14 protein-coding genes and 1 tRNA gene are annotated in these 13,118 nt (G+C 48.5%); 9 read left to right on the top strand and 6 right to left on the bottom strand.

Translation table 11 applies throughout. From position 1 onward, the window contains the following. Nucleotides 1-17 precede the first annotated feature (17 nt). The 3 genes from orn (at nucleotide 18) to HC231_RS02595 (ending at nucleotide 2,440) form a co-directional block, all read left to right on the top strand. Nucleotides 18-560: an oligoribonuclease gene (orn, locus tag HC231_RS02585; RefSeq protein WP_208229593.1), complete on the top strand. Its 543-nt coding sequence runs from the start codon at nucleotides 18-20 to the stop codon at nucleotides 558-560. Between the two features lie 211 nt (nucleotides 561-771). Beyond that, a tRNA-Gly gene (locus tag HC231_RS02590) sits at nucleotides 772-847 on the top strand. A 228-nt stretch (nucleotides 848-1,075) separates the two neighbouring features. Beyond that, nucleotides 1,076-2,440: a tyrosine-type recombinase/integrase gene (locus HC231_RS02595; RefSeq protein ID WP_208229594.1), complete on the top strand. Its 1,365-nt coding sequence runs from the start codon at nucleotides 1,076-1,078 to the stop codon at nucleotides 2,438-2,440. A gap of 5 nt (nucleotides 2,441-2,445) precedes the next feature. Here the strand turns inward: HC231_RS02595 and HC231_RS02600 are convergent, their stop codons facing one another. Then, complete coding sequence (locus HC231_RS02600) at nucleotides 2,446-2,715, bottom strand: helix-turn-helix domain-containing protein (protein WP_121555904.1); 270 nt, start codon at nucleotides 2,713-2,715, stop codon at nucleotides 2,446-2,448. A 101-nt stretch (nucleotides 2,716-2,816) separates the two neighbouring features. After that, nucleotides 2,817-3,080 (bottom strand): helix-turn-helix domain-containing protein, encoded by a 264-nt coding sequence (locus HC231_RS02605; protein ID WP_048637299.1) that lies wholly within the window; start codon nucleotides 3,078-3,080, stop codon nucleotides 2,817-2,819. A 105-nt stretch (nucleotides 3,081-3,185) separates the two neighbouring features. Here HC231_RS02605 and HC231_RS02610 point away from each other — a divergent pair, with 105 nt between their 5' ends. After that, nucleotides 3,186-3,431 carry a helix-turn-helix domain-containing protein gene (locus HC231_RS02610; protein WP_208231197.1) on the top strand — a complete coding sequence of 82 codons (246 nt, stop codon included), beginning with the start codon at nucleotides 3,186-3,188 and terminating at the stop codon, nucleotides 3,429-3,431. A 168-nt stretch (nucleotides 3,432-3,599) separates the two neighbouring features. Here HC231_RS02610 and HC231_RS02615 read toward each other — a convergent pair whose 3' ends face one another. Next, the gene (locus HC231_RS02615) at nucleotides 3,600-4,454 is read right to left on the bottom strand and encodes a phage integrase N-terminal domain-containing protein (protein WP_208229595.1); all 855 of its coding nucleotides are present in this window, start codon (nucleotides 4,452-4,454) and stop codon (nucleotides 3,600-3,602) included. 1,099 nt (nucleotides 4,455-5,553) lie between these two features. On the opposite strand from HC231_RS02615, the gene HC231_RS02620 reads away from it, so the two are divergent. The 3 genes from HC231_RS02620 (at nucleotide 5,554) to HC231_RS02630 (ending at nucleotide 8,580) form a co-directional block, all read left to right on the top strand. Further along, the gene (locus tag HC231_RS02620) at nucleotides 5,554-6,111 is read left to right on the top strand and encodes an SLATT domain-containing protein (RefSeq protein WP_208229596.1); all 558 of its coding nucleotides are present in this window, start codon (nucleotides 5,554-5,556) and stop codon (nucleotides 6,109-6,111) included. Next, nucleotides 6,104-7,414: a reverse transcriptase domain-containing protein gene (locus tag HC231_RS02625; RefSeq protein ID WP_208229597.1), complete on the top strand. Its 1,311-nt coding sequence runs from the start codon at nucleotides 6,104-6,106 to the stop codon at nucleotides 7,412-7,414. Before HC231_RS02620 ends, HC231_RS02625 begins: the two co-directional genes overlap by 8 nt. A gap of 3 nt (nucleotides 7,415-7,417) precedes the next feature. Further along, nucleotides 7,418-8,580 (top strand): IS3 family transposase gene (locus tag HC231_RS02630; protein WP_208228314.1). Its coding sequence is split into 2 segments (ribosomal slippage): nucleotides 7,418-7,676 and nucleotides 7,676-8,580, totalling 1,164 coding nucleotides; the frame shifts between segments, so codons are not numbered across the junction. Nucleotides 8,581-9,174: 594 nt separating this feature from the next. Here HC231_RS02630 and HC231_RS02635 read toward each other — a convergent pair. Continuing rightward, nucleotides 9,175-10,086, bottom strand: a complete 912-nt coding sequence (locus tag HC231_RS02635; RefSeq protein WP_208229598.1) for a hypothetical protein — start codon at nucleotides 10,084-10,086, stop codon at nucleotides 9,175-9,177. 678 nt (nucleotides 10,087-10,764) lie between these two features. On the opposite strand from HC231_RS02635, the gene HC231_RS02640 reads away from it, so the two are divergent. Beyond that, nucleotides 10,765-12,099 carry a tyrosine-type recombinase/integrase gene (locus HC231_RS02640; protein ID WP_208229599.1) on the top strand — a complete coding sequence of 445 codons (1,335 nt, stop codon included), beginning with the start codon at nucleotides 10,765-10,767 and terminating at the stop codon, nucleotides 12,097-12,099. Here the strand turns inward: HC231_RS02640 and HC231_RS02645 are convergent. Then, nucleotides 12,086-12,340 (bottom strand): helix-turn-helix domain-containing protein, encoded by a 255-nt coding sequence (locus HC231_RS02645; protein WP_121590281.1) that lies wholly within the window; start codon nucleotides 12,338-12,340, stop codon nucleotides 12,086-12,088. The two genes, HC231_RS02640 and HC231_RS02645, sit on opposite strands and share 14 nt — an antisense overlap. An 86-nt stretch (nucleotides 12,341-12,426) precedes the next feature. After that, the gene (locus HC231_RS02650) at nucleotides 12,427-12,684 is read right to left on the bottom strand and encodes a helix-turn-helix domain-containing protein (protein ID WP_208229600.1); all 258 of its coding nucleotides are present in this window, start codon (nucleotides 12,682-12,684) and stop codon (nucleotides 12,427-12,429) included. A 104-nt stretch (nucleotides 12,685-12,788) separates the two neighbouring features. Between HC231_RS02650 and HC231_RS02655 the strand changes: the two genes are divergently transcribed. Continuing rightward, nucleotides 12,789-13,034 (top strand): helix-turn-helix domain-containing protein, encoded by a 246-nt coding sequence (locus HC231_RS02655; RefSeq protein ID WP_048637331.1) that lies wholly within the window; start codon nucleotides 12,789-12,791, stop codon nucleotides 13,032-13,034. The last annotated feature ends 84 nt before the right edge of the window (nucleotides 13,035-13,118 follow it).

Genomic DNA, 13,118 nt, shown 5'->3' on the forward strand with positions numbered 1-13,118 from the left:
AAACAGGGATACCCACGATGGTAGATGAAAATAACCTAATCTGGATCGATCTTGAAATGACGGGATTGGATCCTGAACGGGATCGTATTATTGAAATTGCAACGCTGGTGACAGACGCTAATTTAAATGTATTGGCGGAAGGGCCGGTTTTGGCGGTCCACCAGCCGGATAGCCAACTGGCGCTGATGGATGACTGGAACGTTCGTACCCACGGCGCCAGCGGATTGATTGACCGGGTGAAAGCCAGCAAGATTGATGAACGCGCGGCTGAGCAGCAAACACTGGCGTTCCTAAAAGAGTGGGTGCCTGCGGGAAAGTCGCCTATTTGCGGCAATAGCATCGGCCAGGATCGCCGTTTTCTGTTCCGCTATATGCCGGAACTGGAGGCCTACTTCCATTACCGCTACCTGGATGTCAGTACGCTGAAGGAACTGGCCCGCCGCTGGAAGCCAGAGATTCTGGCCGGTTTTAAAAAACAGGGCACGCACCAGGCCATGGATGATATCCGTGAATCGCTGGCGGAACTGGCTTATTACCGCGAGCATTTTATCCAGCTATAGACCTAACGGGCTGAAGCTGGCGTGTTAACGGGAAGGGAAACCCGCACATCATTCTTCAGGCCATGAATGAACGTTTTACCGTCGTGTTGCTCTTTTTATCGGCAGTCGGACGTTTTTTCATTTTTTGGGGCTTGCGGTCGAAAAGATTTCTCGTATAATGCGCACCCCGTACCGATGCAGAATTTCGTCTCTGCGCGGTCGTCAATCCCGGGCGGGAATAGCTCAGTTGGTAGAGCACGACCTTGCCAAGGTCGGGGTCGCGAGTTCGAGTCTCGTTTCCCGCTCCAATTTCTTTTCTATAGATGTTTACTGATGTCTGTAGGTCTATGAAAAAAGAGCGAAAAGCTCTTTTTTTGTTTCCAAAGCAATCCATTGAAAACCACCCACGGCCAGCCTTTTTAAGGCCAGAATTGAGGCCAAAAAAACAGGGTGGCAACGCGTTGCGGATTGTTGCTGGGATCAAATAAAGGCAATGACAAGCATAGAGCCTGAGTCTCAACTTGGGAGCTATCAGCATGGCACTTTCCGATTTGATTATCCGGCAGGTTAAAGCCAACGGTAAAACCTGTTATCTTCCTGATTGCGATGGCCTCGGTCTGGTTGTTTCGCCGGTGGGCGGTAAGTCATGGCATTTCCGCTATTACTGGCTGGGTAAACAGAAGCGCCTCTCTCTGGGCCGTTATCCTGCAATCGGCTTACGCAAAGCGCGCGCATTGCGAGATGAAGCTCGCGAGCTGTTGGCTAAAGGCATCAACCCCTGCACTGTTCGCAAACAAAAGCGCCAGGCCGCGCGTCTGGCCGCCGGACACAGCTTCAAAGCCGTCTATTCCCTTTGGCTTGACCACCGCAGACTCGAACTCAGAGAAGGGCGACAAAGTACCCTGTCGCAAATCCAGCGTATTTTTTCTAAAGATGTGCTGCCCATTCTGGGCGAGCGTTCGATCTTTGAGATCCGTCGCTCTGACCTGCTGGAGGTGATTGCCCGTATTGAACGGCGCAAGGCGCTGACCATCGCGGAAAAAGTGCGTACGTGGTTTAACCAGCTGTTTCGCTTTGCGCTGGTGAAAATCGAAGGGCTGGAAACTAACCCGGCGTCGGATCTGGACGTGGTGGCGGTCTCTAAGCCAACAGTCAGGCATAATCCCTATCTCGCTATCCACGAGCTGCCGTCATTGCTCCGGAAGCTGAGCAACTACGCAGGCGATATGCAAACGCAGCTTGGCATCCGGCTGTTGTTATTGACCGGGGTTCGCACCGGAGAACTGCGGCTGGCAACGCCGGATCAGTTCGATCTGAAGCGTGAGCTATGGATCATCCCGCCGGAGAATATAAAGCAGTTGCAGAATGCTATGCGCAGGCACGGCAAGCGTGCTCAGGCTATTCCGCCATACGTTGTGCCGTTACCCGCTCAGGCGCTCGACATTGTGCATCATCTGCTGGCGCAGATGAAACCGGCTCAAAAATATCTGCTGACCCACCGTAGCGATTTAAAGAAACGCATCAGTGAAAATACGCTTAATGGCGCTCTGCGCCGTATGGGGTATGCGGAACAACTAACCGGTCACGGTATTCGCGCCACCATCTCGACGGCGCTTAACGAAATCGGCTATCCCAAAATATGGATTGAGGCGCAGCTTTCCCACGCCGACCCCAACAAAGTCAGCGCGGCCTACAATCATGCGCAGTATGTGGAACAGCGGCGGCGCATGATGCAGGAGTGGGCGGATAGGCTGGATCGCTGGGCGACGAACGGAACCGCTGAGGTTAATTATGGCGTTGCAAAAAACAGCGTACTTGAAAACACGCTGAAAGCCATGGCAGACGGTCGGATGTTGCCCGGCGAGGGCATACTGTTTTTACGTGAGTTTATTTTGCAATGAGCGGGTTATCCCTTTGTCCACTGAACGATTTCACCGTCATATAGTTTCAGGATGATGTCTGCAAAGTCGTCGTCAAGGGTATAAAAATAGCTTTCGGGGACGTTAAGAACGCGGGCAAAGGCGCACATCGTCTCAAATGTCGGGCGATGTGTGCCGCTTTCATACTGGGAGACACGCGACCGCGCGGTGGCTTCTTCAATCCCAGCGAGTACCCCCAGTTTTTCCTGCGTCATTTGGGCGCGCAGGCGGGCAGCTTTAAGGCGAGCAGGTAACATAGTGGCACCATCAATAATCAATATTGACGTCATGTTTAGCATTGCTTTACAGGCGAGTTGCTTAGAGTCCCTGAACAGGGTCGCTTGCGAAAAGAGAACGGTCAGAGGGAATGCGCTTTATATTGGCGATAAAGGTCGAGCAGCATGGCCGCAAATTTATCATCCAGGGTGTAGAAATAACCCTCCGGCACATGTAGCACCTTCGCAAAGGCGCACATCATTTCGAATGTCGGGCGATGTATCCCATTTTCATACTGCGAGACGCGTGACCGCGCGGTTTCCTCTTCAATACCTGCCAGCGTACCCAGTTTTTCCTGAGTAAGATGCGCGTTTAACCGTGCGGATTTAAGACGTCCGGGAAGCATGATCAACACCCTAGATAAGCTATTGACTTAGTGTTTAGCATTACTTAACATCGTAGTTGTTTAGAGATGCTGAACATGGCGGATAAAATCATGGGGGAGAGGGGAATGGACGGTAATGACTGGCATCCGGCGGATATTATCGCTGGCTTAAGAAAACGTGGCACAACGCTGGCGGCGATCTCCAGAGAGGCGGGATTAGCGTCATCTACATTAGCAAATGCGCTGACGCGACACTGGCCGAAGGGCGAGCGCTTAATTGCCGAAGCGTTGAACAAACAACCGGAAGAGATCTGGCCTTCCCGCTATCAGGGCGTCAGCCGTGGTCAGGGTGGGGAAGGGCAGCAGGATTGAAAACCTGAAGGGGCTTGATGGCTGTTTATGACGTCGTCTGCTGGCAGCCGCGACTGGGATACCGTGAAATAGGGCAGAGTGCCTTTTCCCTTTTTCTGGCAGGTCCGTTGCCCCTTAATATCTATTCCCTTCGGCCATTTCCTGCCTTTTTGATCCCGAAAACCCTTTTTATCGTCCAAGATAGAGCGACACGATCTGTAATCTTTCATGCCCCAGCTCCCGACTAATGATTTGCCGCGCTTCACGGTCGATGGTTTGTTGTTCCTGCGTATAGCCGGGGCCACCGGCGGCGGGTGCCAGCCAGCCGGTCAGGATTTCATAGCGCATCTGGGCGTAACGATGGCGTAAACCGTGCATGCCGCTGAGTCCGGCGTTTTTGCACTGGCCGTCATACAGATGCCGTTGCTGGATATAGGTTTTCTGCGCCGGGATTAGCGAACCGGCTCCCGCCAGCGCGTGGGCTTCATCCAGAACGGCCCGTTGTTCCGGCATGGTGATGGGGACGGTACGTGCTTTGCCGCCTTTGGTCCATGTGCCTTTCAATGCGATATGGTCGCCCCGGTCGGCATAGCGGGGCTGGAACAGCAAACACTCTTTGCGGCGTAGTCCAAAGGCAGCCTGCAAACGCAAGCTCATTTTTACCTGCGGGTCGCGGATACGGTCGAGCCGGTCGTTCAGCGTTTGGGCTTTATTCTGATTGGTGACATAGCGCCGTTTGGGAATGCCCAACTGGTCGTTGTCTGCGGGCAGCAGGCCCGGTTTGCCAATCTTCTCCGCCCACCAGCGTAGATGCGCCAGCCGGTTCTTTAGGGTGCCGGCGGACAAATCCTCTGATTGCCAGCGCGTCAGCAGAGTGTTGATATGCTTACCTTTAAGCGAGGTAGCGCGCATCTGGCGGAAACCGGCCTCACGTAACTGGCGGGCCATCAGCGTCAGAGACCGTTTTCTGTCAGCCTGCGTGGTATGGCTGCCGTCCCGGTTGCGTCGGCAAAGCTGGTTCAGCGTCCATGTCAGGTCATCCAAATCAGCCTCCTCTTTGTCGGTCTTTTTGCTACAGTTAATTCGCTTGTTCTGAGAGGAAATCGGGTTAGTGTAATTGCCAACTCGCCGCATTCACTGCGACAAGATCCCCGAAGGGCAGGGGCCAGACGCTCAGAACGTCTGTTGCCTCAGATTGAGGCATCCGCCTTGTTTCCTGCTGGAAAGCCGGGCGGAGGGTATTGCCTGAAAAACGTGATAAAACCTCCTTTGTTGCAGATGGATGAAAAGAAAATGCGGGCCTGCGGCCCGCTACGGATAAGAGACATTGATTAAATTGGGCCAGTAATACCCTGAGAGAAAGAAGGCTCAACCCGATTAAGGGGCGACGCCGGGAATGAGCCGGAAGCGTCTGGATGGCTCCATCCTGAGCGGACAGACACTCGCAGGAGCCAATGCCTTTGGGATGGCCGGATGGGTACGGCCAGCGCAGCATATACGCTGTGCCATGTTTCCGGTGTTCAGACCCGCCGGAAGGTTGTTGCAGGGGCAGTATGCCGGAGCATCGTCACGCAGACAGCAATGAATAGGGCGTTGCGCCAGCCCATATTGTTGCTGCGTTGCATCAAGCCGTCACTGCGGCGGCAGTGACGGCTTGATGTTGGCGCAGATCGAATAAACGCTAAATGCAAGGTCGGGTACAACGTTATCTGATAATGTCGAGGGTGACGAAAGAACAGTGATTATTTGGTGTAAATCTTGATTTGAGCATGATGCTTTCTCAGACAGACATAACAGTAGCAAGGTGCGGTTAAATCTGACAGTCGGCTAAGAGCGAGGAGCGCCACTTAAGCTGCACTCTGCGGTAGATTTTTAGTGCACCGAAAAGCGATTCCATTCTAATCTTTATTAGAATAATTTGAATAAATAGCTGCTTAACTATTTGATGTTAATTTGATTTATATTGTTCATCAGTGTTATAAGTTATAGGAGAGAGACAGGTTCTTCCTCTTACTTTATGGTAAGGGTGGCTCTGATAAATAACAGCATAAGCTGTTGAGCTTCAGCTCACTGATCCTTAGGGATGTTCAATAGTTTCCAATTTTCCCTGTCTCTCTTTCCCCGTTTTGATATGGAGATGTTCATGCTAGACAAGGTGTGGTTTACCTATAAGGCACGGATTCAGGCACATCATCGGTTAGAGTGGATGGACACGCACTGGGGCCAGTCTACGCACTCCCAATTTCTTCTCGTATGGTACGCTGTTTTAGGGGCGGCTTTGGCTGTAGTTGCAATTCGTTACCCGATTTTATTGGGTAGGGATACAGATATTTTTGGTGCGGTTTTGTCAATTGCATTGCTTGGTGTGTCACTATCTATTGCAAACAGAGATTTTCGTGGCCGGGCAATGAATATGCGTAAGAATTATTTGGCATTGCAACATCTTTATAATGTAATAAATTCCAGAGAGGTAGTAACGGAAGAAGATATTATAAAATATGATGATCTGCTAAATGAGGTCGAAAACCATAATGATATGGATGACAAAATTTTTCGGGTGAGAAACTCTTCACAGTTGTCGTCGCGAAAGCCGGAAAGGATTGAGTACGTACAAGTCTATGGTTCTCTCACTGTAAAATACATTGTATTAGTTTTTTCATATTTGGCACCTTTTATCATAGCGTGGTGCTTCTATGAGTAGTGCAGCGCGTAGCTTTAAAAGGTGTTTTACCTCTAAAAACTTAAAGAAAATTTATTTTGATAAAATTAAAGAATCAGGCGCAATTGGCATCGACCGGGTGCGACCAAGTGGTTTTGAAAAAAACAGCACGTATGAAATAGCAGTGATAGTAAGGAAAGTGGCTGGCGGTAACTATAAGTTCACTGCATATAAGGAAAAGTTGATTTCTAAAGGAGCGCATTCATTTCCCCGACAGATTTCGATTCCAACTGTAAGAGACAGAATCACGCTTCGAGCACTTTGTGACGCACTGATCGATGTTTTCCCAAATGCAAAGCTTTCGCTTCCTCAGGTGGTGATAGAGTCGCTTAAAGATTCTATTAGCTCTGGAGAATATTCTGAATATGCTAAAATTGATCTTAAGGATTTCTACCCTTCGATTCCTCATGAGCTGATTGAACATTCTATAAAAAATAAAATTAGAAAGCCTGAGTTCAGAGAGTTAATCTACAGCGCTATTTCAACGCCTACAGTGAGTGAGACAAAAGGATGTAAAGGTGTGATTAAAAATAGCACTGGAGTACCTCAAGGTCTATCTATTTCAAATGTTTTGGCAGAAATTGCGTTGCAAAAGGTTGATGCAGAAATCAGCCTTATGACAGATATTTGGTATAAGCGATATGTTGATGATATCCTTATACTTACTCCGTCTGGTCGAGCTACCGAAATCGCTAATGCTATTGTGAAGAAATTGGAAGATATTGGTCTTTCCCCTCACCCAATAAGTAAGGCTGAATCAAAGTCAAAAGTAGGATTATTGTGTGAGCCTTTTAATTTTTTAGGCTATGAGGTGAGTGACCAAGGGGTTGGAATCAAGAGAGATAGCATACTTCGCTTTGAATCTTCACTTGCAAAAATATTTACTGCCTATCAATATGCATTAGCTAAAGCTAAAAGTAAGAAAGACAAACAACGAGCCATAGCATATTGTCAATGGAAATTAAATTTGAGAATTACTGGTTGTATTTTCGATGGGAAACGTATGGGGTGGGTAGCTTATTTTTCCCAAGTATCGAATACGGTTCAACTCAGATCGGTTAATCATACCATAAGAAAGCTGACTAAACGCTTCGGGTTAGAGAAAGATATCAGACCAAAGTCTTTAATCAAAACATTCTATGAGTGGCATCGTGGAGATAAAGACTCTCATAGGTATATTCCTAACTTTGATGCGTTAGCAATTGAACAGCAGAGAGAGATTATCTTGATCCTACCCACGAATGGTGGACACGCTGTTAAGCGAGTAAAATCGTTAACAAGGTGAACCATGACGCAAGCAAAATCTGTGAAGAAGACATCCCGTAATCAATATACCCCGGAGTTTCGCCAGCAGGCGCTGGCGCTGGCTGAGCGCATCGGCGTCGCCAAAGCCGCCCGGGAACTCGGCCTGCACGACTCTCAACTCTACGCCTGGCGCAGTAAACAACGTCAGCAGGGCTCCACCTCTGAGCGTGAGCAGCAACTGGCCACGGAAAATGCCCGCCTTAAACGTCAACTCGCCGAGCGGGATGAGGAGCTGGCTATCCTCCAAAAGGCGGCCACCTACTTCGCCAAACGCCTGAAGTGAAGTACGGTTTTATACAACAGCATCAGGCGGCGTTCTCAGTGAAAAGTCTGGCCAGGGTACTGCGTGTCTCGCGCAGCGGCTGGTATGCCTGGCTGAAGCGCCGGCAATCCCCCTCACCGCGGCAGATGCGCCGCCAGCAGTGTGATGAGCGGGTGGCGCAAGCTTTTATACAGGCCAAACAGCGCTATGGCGCGCCCCGCCTGACGCAGGAGTTGCGTGAAGCCGGTCATGGCTGGAACCGTAAAACGGTGGCGGCCAGTCTGCGACGTCAGGGATTACGGGCCAGAGCGGCGCGCAAGTTCAAAGCCACGACAAACAGCCGGCATAACCTGCCGGTGGCGTTGAACCTGTTGCAACAGGACTTCAGTGCTACGGGGCCGGACCAGAAGTACGTTGGGGATATCACCTACCTGTGGACAGAGGAAGGCTGGCTGTACCTGGCGGTGGTTATCGACCTGTATTCGCGTCGGGTGGTGGGTTGGTCGATGTCGGAACGAATGACGGCGGAGCTGGCGTGCAATACGCTGAAAATGGCGCTGTGGCGGCGAAAGATGCCGCGCGGCGTGATAGTTCACTCTGACAGAGGGAGCCAGTATTGTTCCCATGATTATCAGAGTGTTATCAAAGACAATGAACTGATATGCAGTATGAGCGCGAAGGGCTGTTGCTACGATAACGCTTGTGCGGAAAGCTTCTTCCACAGTCTGAAAGTGGAGCTAATCCACGGTGAGAGGTTCAACACGCGGGAGGAGATGAAATCGGCGGTATTCGAGTATATCGAGATAGACTACAATCGGCACCGACGGCATAGTGCCAACGGCGGGCTAAGCCCGGTGCAATTTGAGGAAAGAAACCTCGCTTAAGGCTGTGTCCACCGTTGCTGGGCAAGATCAATCTCTTTATGGATTGGAAAAGAAGAGGCTAGTAAGCTAACTAATGCCGCAGTGACTAGAATATTTAAGTATAAGGTTTCCTCCTTTGTCAAAGAGCTTGAGCAAGATATCTCCGGTTTTTCGTGACCAAACGCTTTTTGCAATGCTGTTCACAGAGTAGTAGTTATTAATATGGGAATAGTCCTCTTAATAAACGATGTTGAAAACAATACTGATACCGCAGTGTGTTAATCAATGGGGAGTAGGTCAATTTATCTATATTTTTATTAAATTATAGTTAAAAGAAAAGAAAAGAAAAGAAAAGAAAATAAAATAAAAGAAATATTCGCTTCTGGCATTACGTCATCCACAAGGAGAACCTTGTAGGATTATGCGCGAAGTGGACACTATATCTCCTGAATATATCCAATAGATAGGATATTAGATGTCCAGTCCAATCATTTTTTATTTGAGCTATTTTTTTACTTTTTTATACCTCACTTCTTTTTAATTTAAATTTAATATATGAACTGTCCGAAAACGTCTTCTGTATCAGACTTTCCTGATAGTGGGGGATTAATAGCTTTATGTTTTCATAGATTGAATGAAATATATCCATGAGTGAGAGTTTTTGTTTTTATAGTTTTGAATAACCGATTTGATTCCATAGTATAAACCGAAAGGGTTTAATACTGTTGGGAATGGTAAATTGCTGACCACAGCTTCAAAAGTACTTTTCCCTATGCTCGGTTTAATTTGCGTAGCTAAATCCCATAGTGTTGACTCTAAGTCAGAATAAAGGATTTTATCTATAGATTTTTCTCGATTCTCTATCGAGAAAAATTTACGTCTAAATGCTTGTATATTTTTGTCTTCCCTTAGTTCTAGAACTTGATCCCAACTTAATTCATCAAATTTTGGAACGACCAGTTCGGTTGTAAATAACTCACCAATTTCAGCTGTTTGTTGAGCGGAACCAACAGCCTGTGCAACTACTGGTGCAAAATTTATATGAAAATTTTTATAGCGACTTTTTAATAAAAAATTGAAACCAAGATCAGAACTTATATCTTCACCGACTATTGCTGCTGCTTTATATTCTTTATTATGATTATGAATCCCTATTTCTTCATCGATGAGATTCCTTCCCCAAGAAAATTTTAAAATTCCATCGCTATGAAATTCTGAAACATAATCTTGCGCTTCTCTATGCGTATTTTCAGGATCTTCAACAACATCCCATAAATCGATAAATAACTCTTTAAATTTTTTATTTGTAGATAGTTTCAGTCTCTCTTTGAAATCTTCATCTTCGCATGAAATAATTGATGTGTATTGATGCAGGTTAGAAAATAAATTACCTTCACCAATAGGACAGCCGTGCCTATTAAAAATTATCCGATCAAATAGTAGTGCATATCGCTTGTATATTGATGAAGTATGGATGTTTGAGCGACGGAAGTTCAGTGAGTTAGGGAATGATGAGTAGACTTCCACTTTTTATCCTTTTTATGATGCTTACTATCCGAATTTAACGCCCACTTCCCATTTTTTCAACAGATTACTTTAAAGTCGATGAAATGGAATCAAAAAATTCATTCAGGCAGTATGTGATTTATGAAAATTTTACTCCATCAATTCCCTTGCGGATTTAGTACGCTTTTTTGCAACCCAAATGGCAAAAGTTAGGTTCATTTGGATCTTTACTTGGGAGCGTTCTTGGCATAGGACCACTGGAGCAGTCCTGTCTAACTCATACTTCAATTGACTCAGATATCTCCAGTATACTTGTAGGCTTTGTGTGTTGCCAATAAGGGGCTTTTTAATTCGTTAACTTGACCAGTTCCCAAAACAAGGCTAATTTCAAGGCTCAACTGATAATGACTGTACCGAATTAGCGTTAATAAACTAAGACTTAGCAACTCAGCGTTTGTCTCGTTTCCCGCTCCAATTCTTGTTCTATAGACAGCCACCAACGTCTGTAGCTTCCTGATTCAACAGGGTAATCGCTCTGTTGAGCATCCAGTGAAATCCACTGAAAACCACCGTCAACCACGCCGAGGTAGTACATAAATTAGTACACGAAAATCGGGTGCGTTATGGGTGCGGATTGTTTGCTGAGTCGCTTCCCTGTGCGCGGTACACCTCTCTTCAGCACTGAAGGAGGCATACCCTATGGCGTTAACCGATGCCGTCGCCCGGCAGGCCCGCACCACCGGCAAAGCCTATACCCTGAACGATAGCGATGGGCTGTCGCTGTTCGTGACTGCCAACGGCGCGAAGAAATGGCACTTCCGCTTTTCGTTGCAGGGTAAGCAGCAGCGCATTTCGCTCGGTTCTTATCCCGCCTTCTCCCTGAAACAGGCGCGCCAGCAGCGCGACGAACTGCGTGCGCAGTTGGCTGCGGGTAACGATCCGCGTAGCTACCGCCAGCAGTCCAACGCTGCGGCGCAGAATACCTTTGCGGCCGTATTCCGCCAGTGGCGCGACTTCAAGGCGCTGAGTCTGGAGAGCGGACGACAAAGCACGCTGTCGCAGATCGATCGCATCTTCGCTAAAGACGTGTTGCCGTCGCTGGGTAGCCTGCCGATTTTCGATGTAGAGCCGTCGCATATTCTGGAAGTTCTGCGCCGGATTGAGCGGCGGAGGGCATTTACCACCGCTGAGAAAGTAAGAACGTGGCTGAACCAACTGTTTCGCTATGCCAAAGTGGAAAAAGGCGTGCGCTACAATCCGGCCAGCGATCTGGATATTGTGGCCGCGCCCCGACCGCCGGTGACACACAATCCCTTTTTGCGCATGGATGAGTTACCATCGTTTTTGCGCAAGCTGCGCGACTACCACGGGCAGGAGACAACTCAACAGGGGTTACGCCTGCTGTTGTTGACCGGCGTGCGTACCGGCGAGTTGCGCCTTGCTGAACCTGACCAGTTCGATCTTAAGCGCGGACTGTGGATTATTCCGCCCGCATTGGTCAAACAGTTGCAGGTCAGGATGCGCCGGGAAGGTAACAGCGTCCCGGCTTATGTGGTGCCGCTGCCGCGACAGGCCATCGACATCGTGAAAGTGCTTTTAACGTTGCAGAAGCGACGACCTGCGCAACGCTACCTGCTTCCCAACTGCAACAACCTGCAAAAGCGCATCAGCGAAAATACGCTTAACAGCGCGCTGAAACGTATGGGTTATGCAGACCGACTAACCGGTCACGGCATCCGGGCGACGATCTCGACGGCGCTTAACGAACTCGGCTACCCGAAAGAGTGGATCGAGGTGCAGCTATCCCATGCCGATCCTAATAAGATCCGTGCTGCTTATAACCATGCGGTTTACGTTGAGCAGCGGCGGATGATGATGCAGGAATGGGCCGATCGGTTGGATCGGTGGGAAGCCGGGGAGTCGGTGACGAAAACCGCTGCGCCGCGAGGTGTCGGTGCGATCGGTATCGCGGCAAGCAGCTGGATGCAGCCTGTGGAAAGCGCGCCGTTGTTACGTGAAATTATTTTGCGCTAAGCGGCTTATGTTTCGCCGGGATCTTGCCAATGATGCTAGTGGGATCGATTGAGAGCAAACGGGCAAGGTGGACAAATTCGACGATGTCTAAACGGCGCTCTCCGTTTTCGACCTTGGCGATAAACGACTGAGGGCGATCCAGCGCCTGAGCCAGACTTTCCTGCGTGACCCCTTTCGCTATGCGCGCCTCGCGCAGCGCCTTGATAACGCGTTGATATTCATCGGAGTAAATGGAAGCCATCTGATCAATTCCGTTAGAAAGACCGGATTGACTATCAATGACGGATTGATTTATCCCAAAATAGGATTAAAAACATTGGCAATTGGTCAGGGCTTATGTCTACTTAACTGTTTTTTATTCATTATTTTTTCTAAGACTGTGGAGATATCGATGGATAGCAGATGCGCGATACAGGCAAATTCCACAACATCCAGCCGGCGTTCACCATTTTCGACTTTAGCGATAAACGACTGTGGTCGGCCTAACGATTCGGCCAGACTTTGCTGGCTGATGCCTTTCCTGATTCTGGCTGCCCGAAGCGTTTTTATAACGCTTTGATATTCTTCCGAATAAATTGACGCCATTTCGTTAACCTTGACTGATATCCCAAAATCGAATATCAGTCATTTATTTAATTATCCCAAAACAGGATAATTAATGGGATTCGTTATGGAGAGGAGTTAGAGATATGAATAAAAATGACTGGCATCCTGCTGATATCATTGCATCTTTGAGAAAGCAGGGAACAACGCTGGCTGCGGTTTCCAGAGAGGCGGGACTGGCCTCGTCCACGCTGGCGAATGCGTTGACGCGACACTGGCCGAAGGGCGAGCGCTTAATTGCGGATGCACTGAAAAAACAGCCGGAAGAGATTTGGCCTTCCCGCTATCAGGATATCGGGCGCGGGCAGGGCGGAGAAGGTGAGGTGGATTGAAAACCCACCCGGCGAAAATTTACAAAATTTTTTTCATCCTGTCAGTGGATTTAGACGCTCCTTACTGGATTTCTATGGAATAGA

It is taken from the genome of Brenneria izadpanahii, from assembly GCF_017569925.1.
Lineage (GTDB): Bacteria > Pseudomonadota > Gammaproteobacteria > Enterobacterales > Enterobacteriaceae > Brenneria > Brenneria izadpanahii.

Bases quoted from the DNA above. Each gene is read 5' to 3' on its own strand.
- orn (WP_208229593.1), top strand. From the start codon at position 18: ATGGTAGATGAAAATAACCTAATCTGGATCGATCTTGAAATGACGGGA.
- HC231_RS02595 (WP_208229594.1), top strand. From the start codon at position 1,076: ATGGCACTTTCCGATTTGATTATCCGGCAGGTTAAAGCCAACGGTAAA.
- HC231_RS02600 (WP_121555904.1), bottom strand. From the start codon at position 2,715: ATGTTACCTGCTCGCCTTAAAGCTGCCCGCCTGCGCGCCCAAATGACG.
- HC231_RS02605 (WP_048637299.1), bottom strand. From the start codon at position 3,080: ATGCTTCCCGGACGTCTTAAATCCGCACGGTTAAACGCGCATCTTACT.
- HC231_RS02610 (WP_208231197.1), top strand. From the start codon at position 3,186: ATGGACGGTAATGACTGGCATCCGGCGGATATTATCGCTGGCTTAAGA.
- HC231_RS02620 (WP_208229596.1), top strand. From the start codon at position 5,554: ATGCTAGACAAGGTGTGGTTTACCTATAAGGCACGGATTCAGGCACAT.
- HC231_RS02625 (WP_208229597.1), top strand. From the start codon at position 6,104: ATGAGTAGTGCAGCGCGTAGCTTTAAAAGGTGTTTTACCTCTAAAAAC.
- HC231_RS02640 (WP_208229599.1), top strand. From the start codon at position 10,765: ATGGCGTTAACCGATGCCGTCGCCCGGCAGGCCCGCACCACCGGCAAA.
- HC231_RS02645 (WP_121590281.1), bottom strand. From the start codon at position 12,340: ATGGCTTCCATTTACTCCGATGAATATCAACGCGTTATCAAGGCGCTG.
- HC231_RS02650 (WP_208229600.1), bottom strand. From the start codon at position 12,684: ATGGCGTCAATTTATTCGGAAGAATATCAAAGCGTTATAAAAACGCTT.
- HC231_RS02655 (WP_048637331.1), top strand. From the start codon at position 12,789: ATGAATAAAAATGACTGGCATCCTGCTGATATCATTGCATCTTTGAGA.